Raw genomic sequence first — 16,490 nt, forward strand, 5'->3', positions numbered from 1 at the left:
GCGCCCTATCTGGCCCCGCCGCCCCATCGCGGGCGGCGCAATGAACCGGCCTATACCGCCCATACCGCCACCCGCGCCGCCGAAACCTTCGCCCTGCCAGTGGCGGAATTCTTCGCCCAGACCAGCCGCAATTTCGACCGCCTGTTTGGCAAAGCCGCAAATTGGGAGGGGGCCGCCTGATGGCCCGCCTGCGTTTCACCATCCTGGGCTGCGGCAGTTCCGGCGGCGTGCCGCGGCTGGGCGGGATTTGGGGCGATTGCGACCCGTCCGAGCCACGCAACACGCGGCGGCGCTGTTCGCTGCTGATCGAACGCAGCACCGATGACGGCACCACCGCGGTGCTGATCGACGCCTCGCCCGATCTGCGCGCCCAATTGCTCGATGCAGGCATCGGCGCGCTGCAGGGCGTGGTCTTCACCCATGCCCATGCCGACCACACCCATGGGCTCGACGATTTGCGCATGATCGTGATCAATATGCGCAAACGCCTGGATGTCTATGCTGATGGGGCCACCCAGAACGATCTGATCTCGCGCTTCGGCTATGCTTTCGTGCAGCCCGAAGGCTCCGATTACCCGCCGATCCTCGATCTGCATTCGATGCAAGGCGATGTCACCATTGATGGCCCCGGCGGCCCGGTGACGCTGACTCCGTTTCGCGTCAAACATGGCAATATCGACAGCCTCGGCTTTCGCATCAATGATCTCGCCTATCTGCCCGATGTCTCTGATCTCTATCCCGAAAGCCGCACCGCCCTGGAAGGGCTCGATTGCTGGATCATCGACGCGCTGCGCCGCCACCCGCACCCGTCCCATACCCATCTGGACAACACGCTGGACTGGATCGCCCAGATCGCCCCGCGCCGCGCCGTGCTGACCAATATGCATATCGACCTCGATTACCGCACGCTCAAAGCCGAAACCCCGGACCATGTCACGCCTGCCTATGACGGGATGCAGATCGATTACGAGATCTGAATGCTGGATCTGGTCTTCATCGTGCTGCCGGTCTTTCTTGTCGTGGGGGCGGGCTATCTGACCGTCTGGCGCGGCTTGTTCAGCGATGACGGCGTCGATGCGCTGATGAGCTTCACCCAGAAATTTGCCATTCCCAGCCTGCTCTTCGCCGCCATTTCCTCGCTCGATCTGGGGCAGAATTTCGACTGGCCCCTGCTGCTTTCCTTCTACACCGGGTCGCTGGTCAGCTTTGCCCTCGGCCTGCTTGGCGCGCGCCATATCTTTGCCCGCCCCTGGCCCGATTCCGTCGCCATCGGCTTTTCCGCCCTGTTTGCCAATACCGTGCTTCTGGGCCTGCCCATCATGCAAAGCGCCTATGGCACCGCCGCCCTCGGGCCCAGCTTTGCCATCGTCTCGGTCCATGCCGCCTTCGCCTATTGCCTGGGCATCACCACGATGGAGATCATCTCCGCGCGCAGCCGCAACCCGGCCCGGGTCGCCGTCACCGTGGCCAAGGCGATGTTCCGCAATGCGCTGATGATCGGGGTGGGCCTTGGCTTTATCGTCAACCTGACCGGGTTTCCGATGCCCCAGGTCGCCAATGATGCGATTGATCTGATGGCGCGCGCCGCCCTGCCGGTGGCGCTGTTCGGCCTTGGCGGCGTGCTGGTGCGCTACCGCCCCGAAGGCGACGCCAAGGTCATCGCCTATATCTGCGCCCTGTCGCTGCTGCTGCATCCCGCCATCGCCTATATGATGGGCCGGGCGGTGATCGGCATCGACGACGCGCAACTGCGCAGTGCCGTGGTCACCGCCGCCATGGCCCCCGGCATCAACACCTATGTGTTCGCCAATATGTATGGCGTCGCCAAACGGGTCGCGGCCTCGGCGGTGCTGGTGGGCACCGCGCTGTCGGTCGTCACCGCCTCGTTCTGGCTCTATATCCTGCCCTAGCCTTGTGGCAGAACCCGGTTTCGGCGTAATCAGCACCCCCATGGCGCAATCTCAGGCACCCCGCATTTCCATGATCCAGACCCTCCGCACCGCCTTGCGCAATCAACGCGCCCGCCGCCGCGCCCGGCTGGCCGCTTGGCGCGCCGGCTGGGGTGCCGATCTGAACGCCCCCGCTGCGCGCCGCGCCGCCTATTATGATATGCATGTGCTCGATCATGGCCTGATCCGACTGATCTGGAAAAACCGCGCCCGGATCGCGCCTGGCATCTGGCGCGGCAATCAACCGGCACCGGGCGATGTCGCGGCTCTGGCCGCCATGGGCATTCGCACCATCATCAACTTTCGCGGCCAGAACCAATGGGGCAGCTACCTGTTGGAGGCCGAGGCCTGCGCCGCGCATGGCATTACCCTGGTCAATGGGCGGCTCTATTCCAGCACCGCCCCCAAACCGGCCGAAATCCATGCCGCGCTGGATCTGATCGAGGCCGCGCAAAAGCCGGTCTTCCTGCATTGCAAATCCGGCGCTGACCGGGCCGGGCTGGCTTCGGTTCTCTATCTGCTGGCCCAGGGCACCGACCCGGCCGAGGCGGCGCGACAACTGAGCTGGAAATACGCCCATCTGCGGATCTCGCGCACCGGCATTCTGGATGCGTTCGTCGCGGATTATGCCAGGGCGCGCGCTGAAACCGGTATCGGGTTTCTCGATTGGGTCGATACGACCTATGATTTTGTGACACTTGCGTCATTTTTTAGTGACACTCGTGTCACTTTTTCTTTGATGGACTGGATTTTGCGCCGTGAATGAGCCGTCAAAAAACCTGCTGATCCGGCTCTGGCGCGATCATGTGGTGGTGTTCTGGCCGCTGCTGATCGTGGCCTTTGGGCTGATGGTGATCGAAGGCAGCACGCTTGGGGCCATTTCCTACCTGATCCAGCCGCTCTTTGACCTTGTTTTCATTGATGGAAATGCCTCTGCCGTCACCTGGGTGGCGCTGGCGATATCGGGTATTTTCGTTCTGCGGGCGCTATCGGGCTTCGGTCAGCGGGTGCTGATCGTCACCATCGGCCTGCGCGTCACAACCGCCCTGCAAACCCGACTGCTCGGCCATCTTCTGGGCCTCGATGCGCGCTATTTCCAGGACAACGCCCCAGGCGCGCTGATCGAACGTGTTCGCGGAGATACCCAAGCATTACAAGGGGTTGCAAGTGCCACGCTGATGACATTGGGGCGCGATACGATCTCGGTCATCTCGCTTTTGACGGTGATGATGATCTCGGACTGGAAATGGGCGCTGCTGGCGCTGATCGGCGTGCCGGTCCTGATTATCCCGCTTTGGGTCCTGCAAAAACTGATCCGCACCACCAGCCGCATCGCGCGTGAGGCAGCCGCGCGCCTCTCGACCCAGCTCGATGAAATCTTCCACGGGATTATTTCCATCAAAGTCAATCGGTTGGAAGAATATGAGGCGACCCGCTTTGACCGGGAGGTCGACGGGTTTCTGGCCGCACAACTGCGCGCAGAACGCGGCAAGGCGGCCAATCCGGCGGTTATCGACATCATCGCCGCGATCGGTTTTCTGGCGGTCCTGATCTATGGTGGCCAGCAGATCATCGCCGGTGAAAAGACCGTCGGCGAATTCATGTCCTTCTTCACCGCCCTGGCGCTGGTTTTTGATCCGCTGCGCCGCCTGTCTGCGGTTGCGGGCCAAATTCAGGCCGCGATGGCCTCGTTGGAACGGCTTTATGCGGTGCTTGAGGCCCAGCCAACGATCTTGCCGCCCGCCACCCCCAAGCCTTTGAAAACCGGGGATGTTTCTTTCACAAATGTCGATTTTTCCTATGGCGAGACGCCGGTTTTGCAGAGTTTCAGCATCACCGCGCCGATGGGCAGAACCACTGCGCTGGTCGGCCCGTCAGGGGCCGGCAAAAGCACCGTATTCTCGTTGCTGACGCGGCTGATCGATCCGACAGGCGGCCAGATCACGATTGCTGGAACGCCAATTGACCAGGCCGATATTGAGGCGCTGCGCGATATGATCGCGCTGGTCGGTCAGGAGACCGCGCTGTTTGACGAAACCATCGCGCAGAATATCCGCCTTGGCCGGCTGGATGCGACCAAGGCCGATATCCGCGCCGCAGCCATTGCCGCCCATGTCACGGATTTTGCAGATGAATTTCCCCTCGGGCTTGACACTCCCGTCGGCCCGCGCGGCGGCTCGCTATCAGGCGGGCAGCGCCAGCGCGTCGCCATCGCCCGCGCCATGCTGCGCGATGCCCCGATCCTGCTGCTCGATGAACCGACCTCGGCGCTGGATGCACGATCCGAACAGCTGGTCGCGCAGGCGCTGGAACGCTTGTCAAAGGGCCGCACAACGCTGGTTATCGCGCATCGTCTATCCACCATCCGCGCCGCCGATCATATCATCGTGATGGATCAGGGCCGCGTCATCGAAGAGGGCACGCATGACGCCCTGATAGCGAAAAACGGGGCCTATGCGCGGCTCAACCAATTGCAATCGGCGGGCCTGACGGCCCCGCTTTAGCGACGATTCTCACCGCGGCCTCACCTTTTCGCGATCAGCGGCAAAAAAGTGATCACCCCCGCAATGTCCCTTTTTTCACATATTATCAGAACCTTGTGTGCATTGCCTTACCCAAGCCTTGCAATCCTGCCGATCACGTTTTCGACCTGTTGATTGACAGCGCTTACATTGAGCGCAGAGAATGCAGGCTCACTTGATGCCCTGTCATCATCCGACCCCGTTCGACCCCGCAGCCGGAGGGATCCATGATCTTTTTTCGCAACACGCCCGCAACGGGCGCGATTGCCCATCTCCTACTGACCCTGGCCCTGGTGTTTGCAGGCGTCACATTCGCGCAATCCACCACCGCACAGACGGTTACGCGCGTCAGCGCCTCGCCCATTACAATTCTGGCTCCGAACCTGTCGCCACTGAACCGTTACTACAACCAGATGCAGGCGCAATTGGTCGGTCGCGGCTATCTGCGTCAGGATCGAAACGCTGGCGGTGATGTCGATGCGGCAACGCTGGCGCGCAATTTCATGGCGATTGCCATGCGCAACGAATACTTCCTGACCGCGAACGGCCCAATGCGCAGCGGCGCTTTGGCCCCTCTGCGCCGCTGGGAACAGCCGGTTCGCATCGGGCTGCGCTTTGGCGCATCAGTGAGCGCGGCGCAGCAGCGCGCGGATTTGTCGGCGGTGCGTGGTGTCGCGCAGCGCCTGCAACGCGCCACCCGCCACCCGATCCGTGTGACCCAAGGCGTGCCGAACTTTTATGTCCTGGTGCTGAGCGACACTGAGCGCGCCAATGCGGGGCCATTACTGGCCCAGATCGCGCCAAACCTCAGCCGGGGCGCGACCAACGCCATCACCCGGATGCGGCGCAATACGTTTTGCATGGTTGTCGCGACACCGTCAGTTGACCCGGCGCAGGGCTATGTGCAGGCCATCGCCGTGGTCCGGGCCGAGCTGCCGCCTTTGATGCGCCAATCCTGCATCGAGGAAGAATTGGCCCAGGGCATGGGGCTGTGCAATGACAGCGACGCCGCCCGGCCCTCCATTTTCAATGATGATGAGGAATATGGCGTGCTGACGCGCCATGACGAAATGCTGCTCAGGATGCTTTATGATGACAATCTGAGCCCCGGCATGTCGCCTGCGCAAGTGGGCCAACGAATAGACCAGATCGCGGCGTCGGTTCTGGCCCGCAGCTAGGCGCATAGCCTATGTCAGAGAACCGACCCCACGCGCGGTGCAGGGCACATTGCGCGGGGTCGGTCTCCACACCACACCTCGTGGCGCACGCAGGCTTGGAATCTTCCTGAAGAAGGGCAAATCCCGGCGCGTGCGGGAATTCGTCGGGTGTGTCGGGCGCAGCCCCCAAGCGGGGCCAACAGGGGGAGATTGGGAATTTGGAGGCCGCGCCTTTCGTGATAAGCAATAGATAGGGCGCATGCGGCGCGCAGGAAACGGGTGAGGCCGCAGAACCGGTTGCGCGCAGATGCACACAAAACCGCGTGAAGGTAGCGTGATGCGCGCGCGGGCCGAGCTTGCCCCTTACGCCCGCTGAAAATCCGGTGATTTTGGCGATCCCGGCCGCCCCGCCGCCTTTGGCCGGGCCTTGCCGATCCAAAGCATATCCAGGGCTTCAGCCTGCAGGCCTTGGTCGGGGCCGAAACGACGGCTGTGGCGGTTCAATAGGGCAGCGGGCGGCCGTCCCATGCCTCAAAACAGCCGGTGGTTGCCGGCGACAACATGTCGAACCGCTCAACAAGCCCTGCGGCGGATCTGGACGGCGTAATATCCGCCGCCTTGCCGCCCATATCGGTCTGCACCCAACCGGGGTGATAGATGCCCACGGCGATATCCTCGGGCTTCAGTTCGGCCGCCAGATTGCGCCCCAGATTCAGCGCTGCCGCCTTGGACGCCCGGTAGATGAACGAGCCGCCCGGCGCATTGGTATCGCTGCCCATCTGACTGCCGATAATGGCGATCCGGGCCGCCGGTGCTGCGCGCAATTGCGGCAACAGCGCCTGCACGGTCAGAAAAACGCCGGTCACGTTGACCGCCAGGCTGCGCGCCCACATATCGGCGGCAAAACCGGTTTCCAGATCCTGCAGCTTGTCCAGATAGACGCCGGCATTGCACACCAGCAGATCCAGCGGCTCGCCATGGCGCGCGGCAAAGGCCCGCACCGCAATGGCGTCGGTCACATCCAGCTGATCCCAGATCACATCCTCGCCGGTCGGCGCAGGCTCGGTCGAGCTGCCAATCACGGTGTCGCCGCGCGCGACCAGTTGGCGGGCAAGTGCCAGCCCGATGCCACGCGACGCGCCTGTGATAATGCAGCGCATGGCTTCAGTTGCTCCTGCCTTTTGGCAGCACCGGCAACGGCGCGACAGGGATGCCATCCTCTATCAGGGCCTGGGCCTCTTCTGGCTTGGCCTCTCCGTGGATCAGACGTTCGGGGGCTTCGCCCAGATGGATGCTGCGCGCCTCTTTGGCAAAATTTGCCCCGACATAGTTGGAGTTTTCATCCAGATGTTTGCGAAAGGCGCTCAGCGCCTCCTCCATCTGGGTCACCGGGCCAGACAGCGATACCCGCGCATCCGGGGCCGGTTCTGCCGGTATTTTGGGCACTTGCGGCGCCATCATGGCCTTTTGCACCGCGTCGCTGCCGCAAATCGAACAACTGAGCATACCGCGCGCGACCAAAGCATCAAAGGCTTCGGCGGATTTGAACCAGCTGTCAAAGCTGTGCCCATCGGCGCATTTCAGAGTATATCGGATCATCGTCGCGGCACAGTAATACCTGGTGGCTCAGAAGCAAGCGTTTCGCGCGCGGGCCACATGCTACATCACCCACGCCGGGTCAAAGTTTCGCAGGATTTTCTTGAGATCGGGTTCACTGATATGTGCGGCCGCCTTGGCGGGCGTGAACCATTTGCGTTTGCGCAGGCCCGCCTCGGGATAGTCATCCTCCAATTTGCGCACCTCCAGCGGGAAAACGGCCGTGATGCAGGGCAAGGGATCACTGCCCGGAAACGTTTTGGAATAGGAGTAGAACCCGATACAGGCCTCGCTGACAATGCCGCGAATGCCGGCTTCCTCCCAGGCTTCCCGCGCGGCTGATGCGGCCGGCGTCATCGCGTCCATCGGCCAGCCCTTGGGCAATATCCAGCGCCCGGTGACCCGGCTGGTGATCAGCAGGATCTGCAAGCCATCCTTCTTGCGCCGAAACGGCAAAGCCGCAAATTGCGTGCGCGGATCGCGTTTTTCCGCGTCTGCCAGCCGCATCGGCGATTGATTTGACGTAAAGTTACCCATGGTCCTGTTTCGTCTGTTGCGACGCTTCATTGCTACTCGGCTCAAGGATATATTTTTTTGAGGGGCAGGCAAGCAAAAGGCCGCAGCCATGCAATCCGGGCCACCCCGGGGCGCTGGTCGGGTCTTCGGGAGCGACAGATCTGATCTGCTGCATCTTTCAGAAAACCCGACCCCCTGACGCTGCCTGAAATCAAGGATTTCAACCCGCCCGGTGATGCACCCTGTCTCAGCCATTGCGAGACATGCTTCATGGCCGGGGGGGGTCTTGTTCGTCGGGGCCGGATCAATTGATCTTGGGCAACAGCGCATCCATCGAAGCCTTGGCGTCGCCATAGAACATGCGCGTGTTTTCCTTGTAGAAAAGCGGGTTTTCGATACCGGAATAACCGGTTCCCTGACCGCGTTTGGACACGAAAACCTGTTTCGCCTTCCAGCATTCCAGCACCGGCATGCCTGCGATCGGGCTGTTGGGGTCTTCCTGGGCTGCCGGATTCACGATGTCGTTCGACCCGATCACGATGACCACATCGGTGCTGGGGAAATCGGCGTTGATCTCATCCATCTCCATCACGATGTCATAGGGCACCCTTGCCTCGGCCAGCAGCACATTCATATGCCCCGGCAGACGCCCCGCGACCGGGTGGATGGCAAAGCGCACATTCTTGCCCTGGGCGCGCAGTTTGCGGGTCAGTTCGCTGACCGATTGCTGCGCCTGCGCCACCGCCATGCCATAGCCCGGAATGATGATGATGCTGTCGGCCTCATTGAGCGCCGCCGCCACCCCATCGGCGTCGATGGCGATCTGCTCGCCCTCGATCTCCTGGGCGGGGCCGGTGGTATTGCCGAACCCGCCAAGGATGACGGATATGAAACTGCGGTTCATCGCCTTGCACATGATATAGGACAGGATCGCCCCCGAAGATCCGACCAGCGCGCCGGTCACGATCAGAAGATCATTGCCAAGCGAAAAGCCGATCGCCGCCGCCGCCCAGCCGGAATAGGAGTTCAGCATCGAGACAACCACTGGCATATCCGCGCCGCCGATCCCCATGATCAGGTGATAGCCGATGAAAAGCGCCAGAAGCGACATCGCCACAAGGGCCCAACCGCCGCCGGTGCTCATATAGATGATCAACAGGATCAGCGACAAGCCAGCAGCGCCCGCGTTCAGCATATGCCCGCCGGGCAGCTTTTCGGCCTTCGACGAGATCTTGCCCGCCAGCTTGCCAAAGGCCACGATCGATCCGGTGAAGGTCACCGCCCCGATAAACACGCCCAGGAACACTTCGATCTTCAGGATCGTCAGTTCGACCGGGGATTTTTCCGCCACGCTCGCGGCAAAGCCTGTCAGCGCCTCCAGCGCCTGCGTATTGTCGGCCGCATTCAGGTTGACGATCATGTTCATCACCAGTTCGGCATTGAACCCGATGAAAACCGCCGCCAGGCCGACGAAAGAATGCAGCGCCGCCACCAGTTGCGGCATTTCCGTCATCTGCACCCGGCCCGCGACATAGACGCCGATGACCGAACCAACCACAACGCTGACAAGGATCAGGAACCAGTTGCTGATGCCGGGGCCGAACACGGTGGCCAGCACCGCCAGCGCCATGCCGACAATGCCATACCAGATCGCGCGCTTTGCGCTTTCCTGGCCCGACAGCCCGCCAAGCGAGAGGATGAAAAGGATTGCGGCCGAGATATAGGCCGCCGAAACGATACCGATCGACATGAGCTATTCCCTCCGGCTCAGGATTTCTGGAACATGGCGAGCATGCGCCGTGTCACGAGGAAGCCACCGACGATATTGATCGTGGCAATCAGGACGCCCACCGTCGACAGCGTCACCACCAGCCACTGGCCGGTTCCGATCTGCAACAGCGCGCCCAGGATGATGATGCCGGAAATGGCGTTGGTCACCGCCATCAACGGCGTGTGCAGGCTGTGCGCCACGCCCCAGATCACCTGGAACCCGACGAAACAGGCCAGCGCAAAGACGATGAAATGGCTCATGAAACTGGCGGGCGCATAGATGCCGACCAACAGGATCAGTGCCGTTCCGACCGCCAGCAGCCCGACCTGGTTGCGGGTCTGGGTGCGAAACGCGGCCACCTCATTGGCGCGCTTTTCCTCTACCGTCAGCTCGCGCGGTTTTTGCGCCTGCGGGCGCGCCGCAATCGCCTGGATCTTGGGCGGCGGTGGCGGAAAGGTGATCTCGCCCTGATAGGTCACGGTCGCCCCGCGGATCACGTCATCTTCCATGTCGTGATGGATCTGGCCGTCCTTCTCGGGGGTCAGATCGGTCAGCATGTGGCGGATGTTGTTGGCATAGAGCGTCGAGGCCTGACTGGCCATCCGGCTGGGAAAATCGGTGTAGCCGATGATAGTGACGCCATTGTCGGTGACGATCTTTTCATCGGGAACGGTCAGTTTGCAATTGCCGCCCTTTTCCGCTGCCAGATCGACAATCACCGAGCCCGGCTTCATCGCGGCGACCATGTCTTCGGTCCACAGCTCGGGCGCTTCACGGTTGGGGATCAGCGCCGTGGTGATGACGATATCCATTTCAGGCGCAAGCTCGCGGAACTTGGCCAGCTGCGCCTCGCGGAATTCGGGGCTGGAGACGGAAGCATACCCGCCGCTGGCCGCGCCATCCTGGGCTTTCTCCTCGAAATCGAGATAGACGAATTCGGCCCCCATCGATTCGACCTGTTCGGCCACTTCGGGGCGCACGTCAAAGGCATAGGTGATCGCACCAAGGCTGGTCGAAGTGCCGATCGCGGCCAACCCGGCCACACCCGCACCGACCACCAGAACCTTGGCCGGCGGCACCTTGCCGGCTGCCGTGATCTGGCCGGTAAAGAAGCGGCCGTAATTATTGCCCGCCTCGATCACCGCGCGGTAGCCCGCGATATTGGCCATCGAAGACAGCGCATCCATCTTTTGCGCCCGGCTGATGCGCGGCACCATTTCCATCGCGATGACATTGGCACCCTTGGCTTTCGCGATCTCCATACCGGCCTCGTTGCCGGCTGGATTGAAGAATGAAATCAGTGTCTTGGAATCGGTCAGCCGCTTCAACTCAGTGGCATTGGGCGGGCGCAGCTTGACGATGATGTCAGCCGCTTTCCAGAGCGCCGCGGCGGTTTTGACCACTGTGACACCTGCGGCCTCGTAATCGGCATCGGAAAAGCCGGCAGCCATGCCCGCGCCGGTTTCGATCACACAATCATAACCCAGTTTTTGCAGCTGCGTGGCGCTGTCAGGTGTCATCGCCACCCGGTTCTCGCCCGGTTCCACTTCCTTCGGTGCACCAATCTTCACGATGTTCCCCTCCATCTGCTCCGCCTGGTCCGCATGCGCGGGTTGCGCGTCGTCTTACACGGGGTTTTCGCGTCCTACAACTAAGCCGGTGCCGCAGGGGGCCCGCGTCAAACTGGCCATTAATTGCAGCCGCACCGGGATTTTCCTTTATGACCAATGCCCAAGCCGGTCCTGCATGCAACTGCACACCCATAACGGGCTCATATTGTTGAATTTTTCCTTGAATGATCGGTATGATAGGTTATCCGGGCCTGACCAGATCACAAGGAACCACCATGCCTCCGATCCCCGACCACCCGTTGCGCTATGACCTGGCCAATGAACTGCATGCGCGGCCCTTTCCCATGCTCGGCGCGGACAGCCAGGCCATCCTGCTGGCGATGAAGCGGCCCCAGGACGGCCCGCTGAACGACCAGGAGGCCGACCGGCACCATCTTCTGGACTTGCTCGACCGCCACGGCACCCCGCATCCCCGGCCCGGGGCCACGCATTTCTCCGGCCAGATCGGCCGCTTCCAGCTGAAATGGGAACAGCATACCGAGTTTGTGACCTATACGGTCTTTGGCGAAGGGATGGGCGCGCGCGCCTTCGACCCGGAAATCTGGGAGGTTTTCCCCCAGGAATGGCTGTCGGGCGCGCCGGGCGCGCGCATCACCTCGGCGCAGATCCACATCGAACGCCGGGTCATGCCCGACACTGAAATCTCGCAGCGCCTGAAAACCTGGTTCGTATCCGAAAGCCTGGCGGCAAGCACAATATTGGATGACAGCGCCATCATCGCCAGCGATTTCCGGATCGACATGGGCGGCCATATGCGCTTTGCCATTTTTACCGACCCCGATATCGGCCCGGCCCGGATCGGGCGCATCCTGCAACGCCTGTGCGAGATTGAAACCTATAAGGCCATGGCAATGCTGGGCTTGCCGCGGGCGCGGGCGCTGAACATCCACATGGCCGCAATCGATGACGGCCTGGCACGGCTGCTGGACGACATGGCAGGCAGCGACGCCGCGGCCGAAACCACGCTGGAGCAACTGCTGACACTGGCCACCGAACTGGAAACCCTGATGTCACGCTCGGCCTTCCGGTTTGGCGCGACAGGGGCCTATGAGGCCATCGTCAACAGCCGCGTCGCGGTGCTGCGCGAGGGACGGCTTCTGGGCTTTCAGACCTTCGCCGAGTTCATGATGCGGCGGTTCGATCCGGCGATGCGCACCGTCACCAGCACCGAACACCGGCTCAGATCCCTGACTGACCGGGCCGGACGCGCCGGGGATCTTCTGCGCACCAAGGTCGAGGTTGACCGCTCGGCCCAGAACCAGGACCTTCTGGCCCGGATGGACAAACGCGCCGCCCTGCAACTCAGATTGCAGGAAACCGTCGAAGGCCTGTCGGTTGTCGCCATCAGCTATTACGCGGTCAATCTGCTCAGCTATCTGCTGGCACCGGTGGCCAATCAGGGCGGTGTCGAAAAACCCCTCCTCACCGCGCTTCTGGTGCTGCCAGTGGTCGCGGCAGTCTGGTTCCTCACCCGTCGCATCCGCAAAGCAATACACTGACACCCCTGCCCCAAAGACTGGCCGGGCTATCAATCGGCCCTCCCATCTTCTTCTTTGCGTAAATACTCCGGGGGGTTCGGGGGGCTGGCCCCCCGCCCGCTGCCACAAATGCCACGCCACGACATCACACCGCCCACCCGAGGCCGGGCCATGGCAATGCGGGTCGCCGATGGCTCCCGCCAGGGGGCCTGAGGCGGCGCGCCCGCCCGGTCGTCGCGCCGTGAAACGCGCGGCGATACCACCCTCACCCGCCGCGCAAGGCCCGCCGCATCACCTTGCCGGTCGCCGTCATCGGCAGGCTCTGTGCCCGCACCACCCGGCGCGGCACCAGATGGGCCGACACCCGGCTGCGCACCAATTCCTTCAACGCCTGCTCCATCCCGGCCCAATCGGCCCCGTCGCGCAGCACCACATGCGCCACCACAATTTCGGTGCGCAACCGGTCCGGCTCGCCGACAACTGCCGCCATCACGACATCGCGGTGGCCAAGCAGCGCTGCCTCGATCTCGGCCGGGCCAATGCGATACCCTGACGAGGTGATCACATCATCATCACGGCCGTGAAACACCAACTGCCCATCGCTGCGCCGCCATGCCAGATCACCGGTCCTCAACCAGCCATCCACCACTTTCTGCGCCGTCGCCTCGGGTTTGTTCCAATATCGCAGGAATGCCACCGGGTCGGGCATTTTCACACAGACCTCGCCAACCTCGTTTTCGTCGACCTCGCGCCCCGCCCCATCCAGCACCCGCACGTCATGGCCCGGCACCGGCAGACCCATGACCCCCGGCACCCGATCCATGCCGACAGAACAGGAGGCCACCAGCAGATTGGCCTCGGTCTGCCCGTATAGCTCGTTGATCTCCGCCCGCAACACGTCTCGGCCCCAATCCAGCAGATCCGCGCCCAGAGGCTCGCCACCCGAACTTACCGCCCGCAAGCGCAACCCCTCCGGCGGCCCCGCTTCGCGCATCAGACGCAGGGCGGTGGGCGGGATGAAAGCATTGCTCACCGCCTCACGCGCCATCAGGGCAAGCGCCGCCTCGGGGTCGAATTTTGCAAATCGGTGGCTGACCAGCGGCACACCATAGTAAAGGCAGGGCATCGCCATATCCATCAACCCGCCGATCCAGGCCCAATCCGCCGGGGTCCAGCCGATATCGCCCGGCTTCGGAAACAGGCTTTGGCTCAATTCCATGCATGGCAAATGCCCTGTCAGAAACCGGTGCGCATGCAGCACGCCTTTCGGGTCGCCGGTGGTGCCCGATGTATAGATCATCATTGCCGGGTCATCGGCCCCCGTCAGCACCGGCCGGAACCCGCGCGCGGGCGTTTCAATGAGATCAGGCAGCGCCAGAACCGGCGCGCGGGCCGGTGCTGTCGAGATCACCAGATCAAGCGCCGGAAGGTCGGGCTGCAGGGCCATCACCCGGTCCAGATTGCTGGGGTCCGTCACCACCACGCGCGCAGCGCTGTCAGACAGCCTGTAGCGCAGCGCATCTTCCCCGAAAAGGGTGAACAGGGGCAGCGCCACCGCGCCCAGTTTCATCGCCGCAAAATGGCTGATCAACACGAAAGGGTGTTGCGCCAGAAGGATCGCCACCCGGTCGCCGCGCCGCAGGCCGCGCGCCGCCAGCGCCACCGCCAGCCCGTCCGAGGCGCGTTTCAGCTGCCCATAGGTCCAGCATTGCCGCCCACCCTGCCCGTCCAGATGGATGATGGCCACCTGATCGGGGGCGATGCCTGCCCAGTCATCGCAGCACAGGCGCGCGATGTTCATGGTTTCAGGAATATCCCAGGAAAACCCCTCGTGCATTGTCTGCCAGCCCAGACATGCGGGAAACAACCGACGATCCACCTGCTTATTGCCCGGCAACAACCGTCAGCGTCGCCAGATCGGTCAGGTCATAGCCAAGCGCCTGCATCGCGGCCAGGCTGATCCGGCTGCCGGACCCGACAGCGCCGCCCGAAGGGCGCAAGGTCACCAGGATAATCTGGGCGAATTCCGACACAACCCTGCCTGGCATCTCACTTCTGACATAGGGGGTCTCCAGCCACATTCCCGGGTCGGTCGGGTCACCAAGGGATGCCACGGTTATGCCAAGAAACCCCGAAGCCACAGCTTCGGCTGCCGTCCCTGTCGGTGCCGCGACCTGCTCCGAGGCATCCGCCGCAACATTACTGTCCGGTGCAGGATCGTCCGGCAATGCGTCAAAACCGACACCGTCGCCCCGGTTGAGCAGCCCGGACGAGCCCGGCAAGCTAATTGCACAGCCAACAAGAAAGGCCGTCATTCCAAGGAACAACGCGATGTGGGAAATTCGTTTCATGCGGCGACCCTAAGCGACATCGCCCGGCGCATCAATACTTGCGGCGCGCCATGCGCAAGGCTAGTTTCATGCCATGAATACATCCGCCCCCCTGATTGATCCTTTCGCCCGCGCCATCACCTATCTGCGCGTCTCGGTCACCGATCGTTGCGATTTCCGCTGTGTCTACTGCATGTCGGAGAACATGACGTTTCTGCCAAAAAAGGAGCTTTTGACGCTGGAGGAGCTGGATCGCATGTGCTCCACCTTTATCCGTTTGGGGGTGAAAAAACTGCGCATCACCGGGGGCGAACCGCTGGTGCGCAAGGGCATCATGACCTTTTTCCGAGGCATGACACGGCATCTGGACAGCGGGGCGCTGGACGAATTGACGCTGACCACCAATGGCAGCCAACTGGCGCGCTTCGCGGATGATCTGGTCGCGGCGGGGGTGCGGCGGGTGAATGTCTCGCTCGATACGCTGGATGAGAAGAAATTCGCCGATATCACCCGGTGGGGCCGCCTGCCGCAGGTTCTGAACGGCATCGACGCGGCACAAAAAGCGGGCCTTCGGGTCAAGATCAACGCCGTCGCGCTGAAGGGATTCAACGAAGATGAGCTCTTCACCCTGCAAAACTGGTGCGCCAGCCGCGACATGGACCTGACGTTCATCGAGGTCATGCCGATGGGTGATCTGGGCAATGAGGATCGGCTGGATCAATATTGGGATCTGAAAGATCTGCGCGCCCGGCTGGCCGAGCGCTACAAATTGACCGATCTGGATGAGCGCAGCGGTGGTCCGGCGCGCTATGTGCGGCTGGAAGAAACCGGGCAGAAGATCGGCTTCATCACGCCGTTGACGCATAATTTCTGCGAAAGCTGTAACCGGGTGCGGCTGACCTGCACCGGTGAACTTTACATGTGCCTGGGTCAGGAAGACATGGCCGACCTGCGCGCACCCTTGCGGGCGTCGGCACAGGACGATCTGCTGGAGGAGGCGATCCGTTCAGCGATTTCGCACAAGCCCAAGGGCCATGATTTCGACTATTCCCGACAGGCCGTCGATGGCCAGATGTCGCGCCATATGAGCCATACCGGCGGCTGAAACAACCATGGGTTCGCCGCGCTGTCGCGCGTCGACCAGCGGGGGTTTCACCCCCGGACCCCCAGGATATTTCAGGCGCAAAGATGACTGACAGGGCCAAACATCTTCTTCTTTGTCCAAATACTCACGGCGCAGGTCCCTCGACCGGCGCGACGATTTTAGAGCGCGTCGCGCCAAATCGAATTCACCGGCCGGCCCGAACGCATTCGATTGCGCGAACGCTGCCTCGGTCCGGCCGATGAATGCTCGAATCCGATCAGGCGCGACGCGCTATAAGTTCAGGATGCACCAAAACCGGTACTGTAACCTGACGTCTGGAAATTTTGTTGGAGATTGCGCTGTGCGCCCCTGCCGGGGCATGCCCCGGCAGGGGCGGTCCATTCTGGTATTCCATGGAGTTGCAAAACCAACCGTGGAGGACCGGGAATGGACAGA

The 16,490-nt window shown here is 62.3% G+C and carries 15 protein-coding genes; 8 read left to right on the top strand and 7 right to left on the bottom strand.

Features of this window, described 5'->3' with window-relative positions; genetic code table 11:
- The 6 genes from ACW8PS_RS15150 to ACW8PS_RS15175 all read left to right on the top strand — a co-directional run.
- The coding region (locus tag ACW8PS_RS15150) for a TatD family hydrolase (RefSeq protein WP_491528338.1) at nucleotides 1-180 on the top strand (180 nt) is incomplete at its 5' end.
- Nucleotides 180-977 (top strand): MBL fold metallo-hydrolase, encoded by a 798-nt coding sequence (locus tag ACW8PS_RS15155; protein ID WP_491528339.1) that lies wholly within the window; start codon nucleotides 180-182, stop codon nucleotides 975-977. The genes ACW8PS_RS15150 and ACW8PS_RS15155, both read left to right, overlap by 1 nt.
- On the top strand, nucleotides 978-1,910 hold the full coding sequence (locus ACW8PS_RS15160) for an AEC family transporter (RefSeq protein WP_491528341.1): 933 nt from the start codon (nucleotides 978-980) through the stop codon (nucleotides 1,908-1,910). It abuts the gene before it with no gap.
- 70 nt (nucleotides 1,911-1,980) lie between these two features.
- Complete coding sequence (locus ACW8PS_RS15165) at nucleotides 1,981-2,715, top strand: fused DSP-PTPase phosphatase/NAD kinase-like protein (protein WP_491528343.1); 735 nt, start codon at nucleotides 1,981-1,983, stop codon at nucleotides 2,713-2,715.
- Complete coding sequence (locus ACW8PS_RS15170; RefSeq protein WP_491528344.1) at nucleotides 2,708-4,453, top strand: ABC transporter ATP-binding protein; 1,746 nt, start codon at nucleotides 2,708-2,710, stop codon at nucleotides 4,451-4,453. Before ACW8PS_RS15165 ends, ACW8PS_RS15170 begins: the two co-directional genes overlap by 8 nt.
- A 245-nt stretch (nucleotides 4,454-4,698) precedes the next feature.
- Entirely contained in the window at nucleotides 4,699-5,649 is a 951-nt protein-coding gene (locus ACW8PS_RS15175) for a DUF2927 domain-containing protein (RefSeq protein ID WP_491528345.1), read from the top strand.
- 479 nt (nucleotides 5,650-6,128) lie between these two features.
- On the opposite strand, the gene ACW8PS_RS15180 is transcribed toward ACW8PS_RS15175, so the two are convergent.
- From ACW8PS_RS15180 to ACW8PS_RS15200, 5 genes are all read right to left on the bottom strand, one after another.
- Nucleotides 6,129-6,788, bottom strand: coding sequence for an SDR family NAD(P)-dependent oxidoreductase (locus ACW8PS_RS15180; RefSeq protein WP_491528346.1), 660 nt, complete (start codon nucleotides 6,786-6,788; stop codon nucleotides 6,129-6,131).
- A 4-nt stretch (nucleotides 6,789-6,792) separates the two neighbouring features.
- Complete coding sequence (locus ACW8PS_RS15185; RefSeq protein WP_491528347.1) at nucleotides 6,793-7,227, bottom strand: DUF1178 family protein; 435 nt, start codon at nucleotides 7,225-7,227, stop codon at nucleotides 6,793-6,795.
- A gap of 60 nt (nucleotides 7,228-7,287) precedes the next feature.
- Nucleotides 7,288-7,761, bottom strand: coding sequence for an NUDIX hydrolase (locus ACW8PS_RS15190; RefSeq protein WP_491528348.1), 474 nt, complete (start codon nucleotides 7,759-7,761; stop codon nucleotides 7,288-7,290).
- A gap of 283 nt (nucleotides 7,762-8,044) precedes the next feature.
- Nucleotides 8,045-9,490, bottom strand: a complete 1,446-nt coding sequence (locus tag ACW8PS_RS15195; protein WP_491528349.1) for an NAD(P)(+) transhydrogenase (Re/Si-specific) subunit beta — start codon at nucleotides 9,488-9,490, stop codon at nucleotides 8,045-8,047.
- Nucleotides 9,491-9,507: 17 nt separating this feature from the next.
- Nucleotides 9,508-11,082 carry a Re/Si-specific NAD(P)(+) transhydrogenase subunit alpha gene (locus ACW8PS_RS15200; protein ID WP_491528351.1) on the bottom strand — a complete coding sequence of 525 codons (1,575 nt, stop codon included), beginning with the start codon at nucleotides 11,080-11,082 and terminating at the stop codon, nucleotides 9,508-9,510.
- 275 nt (nucleotides 11,083-11,357) lie between these two features.
- On the opposite strand from ACW8PS_RS15200, the gene ACW8PS_RS15205 reads away from it, so the two are divergent.
- On the top strand, nucleotides 11,358-12,641 hold the full coding sequence (locus tag ACW8PS_RS15205) for a DUF3422 family protein (RefSeq protein ID WP_491528352.1): 1,284 nt from the start codon (nucleotides 11,358-11,360) through the stop codon (nucleotides 12,639-12,641).
- Nucleotides 12,642-12,885: 244 nt separating this feature from the next.
- Here the strand turns inward: ACW8PS_RS15205 and ACW8PS_RS15210 are convergent, their stop codons facing one another.
- Together ACW8PS_RS15210 and ACW8PS_RS15215 are read right to left on the bottom strand one after the other, a co-directional pair.
- A complete protein-coding gene (locus tag ACW8PS_RS15210) occupies nucleotides 12,886-14,457 on the bottom strand; it encodes an AMP-binding protein (protein ID WP_491528353.1) in 1,572 nt (523 codons plus the stop codon).
- Between the two features lie 46 nt (nucleotides 14,458-14,503).
- Nucleotides 14,504-14,971, bottom strand: coding sequence for a hypothetical protein (locus tag ACW8PS_RS15215; RefSeq protein WP_491528354.1), 468 nt, complete (start codon nucleotides 14,969-14,971; stop codon nucleotides 14,504-14,506).
- A gap of 73 nt (nucleotides 14,972-15,044) precedes the next feature.
- Between ACW8PS_RS15215 and moaA the strand changes: the two genes are divergently transcribed.
- Nucleotides 15,045-16,055: a GTP 3',8-cyclase MoaA gene (moaA, locus tag ACW8PS_RS15220; protein WP_491528355.1), complete on the top strand. Its 1,011-nt coding sequence runs from the start codon at nucleotides 15,045-15,047 to the stop codon at nucleotides 16,053-16,055.
- Nucleotides 16,056-16,490: the final 435 nt, after the last annotated feature.

It is taken from the genome of Alterinioella sp., from assembly GCF_058343375.1.

Coding starts and splice junctions, on each gene's coding strand:
- ACW8PS_RS15155 (WP_491528339.1), top strand. CDS start 180: ATGGCCCGCCTGCGTTTCACCATCCTGGGCTGCGGCAGTTCCGGCGGC.
- ACW8PS_RS15160 (WP_491528341.1), top strand. CDS start 978: ATGCTGGATCTGGTCTTCATCGTGCTGCCGGTCTTTCTTGTCGTGGGG.
- ACW8PS_RS15165 (WP_491528343.1), top strand. CDS start 1,981: ATGATCCAGACCCTCCGCACCGCCTTGCGCAATCAACGCGCCCGCCGC.
- ACW8PS_RS15175 (WP_491528345.1), top strand. CDS start 4,699: ATGATCTTTTTTCGCAACACGCCCGCAACGGGCGCGATTGCCCATCTC.
- ACW8PS_RS15180 (WP_491528346.1), bottom strand. CDS start 6,788: ATGCGCTGCATTATCACAGGCGCGTCGCGTGGCATCGGGCTGGCACTT.
- ACW8PS_RS15185 (WP_491528347.1), bottom strand. CDS start 7,227: ATGATCCGATATACTCTGAAATGCGCCGATGGGCACAGCTTTGACAGC.
- ACW8PS_RS15190 (WP_491528348.1), bottom strand. CDS start 7,761: ATGGGTAACTTTACGTCAAATCAATCGCCGATGCGGCTGGCAGACGCG.
- ACW8PS_RS15195 (WP_491528349.1), bottom strand. CDS start 9,490: ATGTCGATCGGTATCGTTTCGGCGGCCTATATCTCGGCCGCAATCCTT.
- ACW8PS_RS15205 (WP_491528352.1), top strand. CDS start 11,358: ATGCCTCCGATCCCCGACCACCCGTTGCGCTATGACCTGGCCAATGAA.
- ACW8PS_RS15210 (WP_491528353.1), bottom strand. CDS start 14,457: ATGCACGAGGGGTTTTCCTGGGATATTCCTGAAACCATGAACATCGCG.
- ACW8PS_RS15215 (WP_491528354.1), bottom strand. CDS start 14,971: ATGAAACGAATTTCCCACATCGCGTTGTTCCTTGGAATGACGGCCTTT.
- moaA (WP_491528355.1), top strand. CDS start 15,045: ATGAATACATCCGCCCCCCTGATTGATCCTTTCGCCCGCGCCATCACC.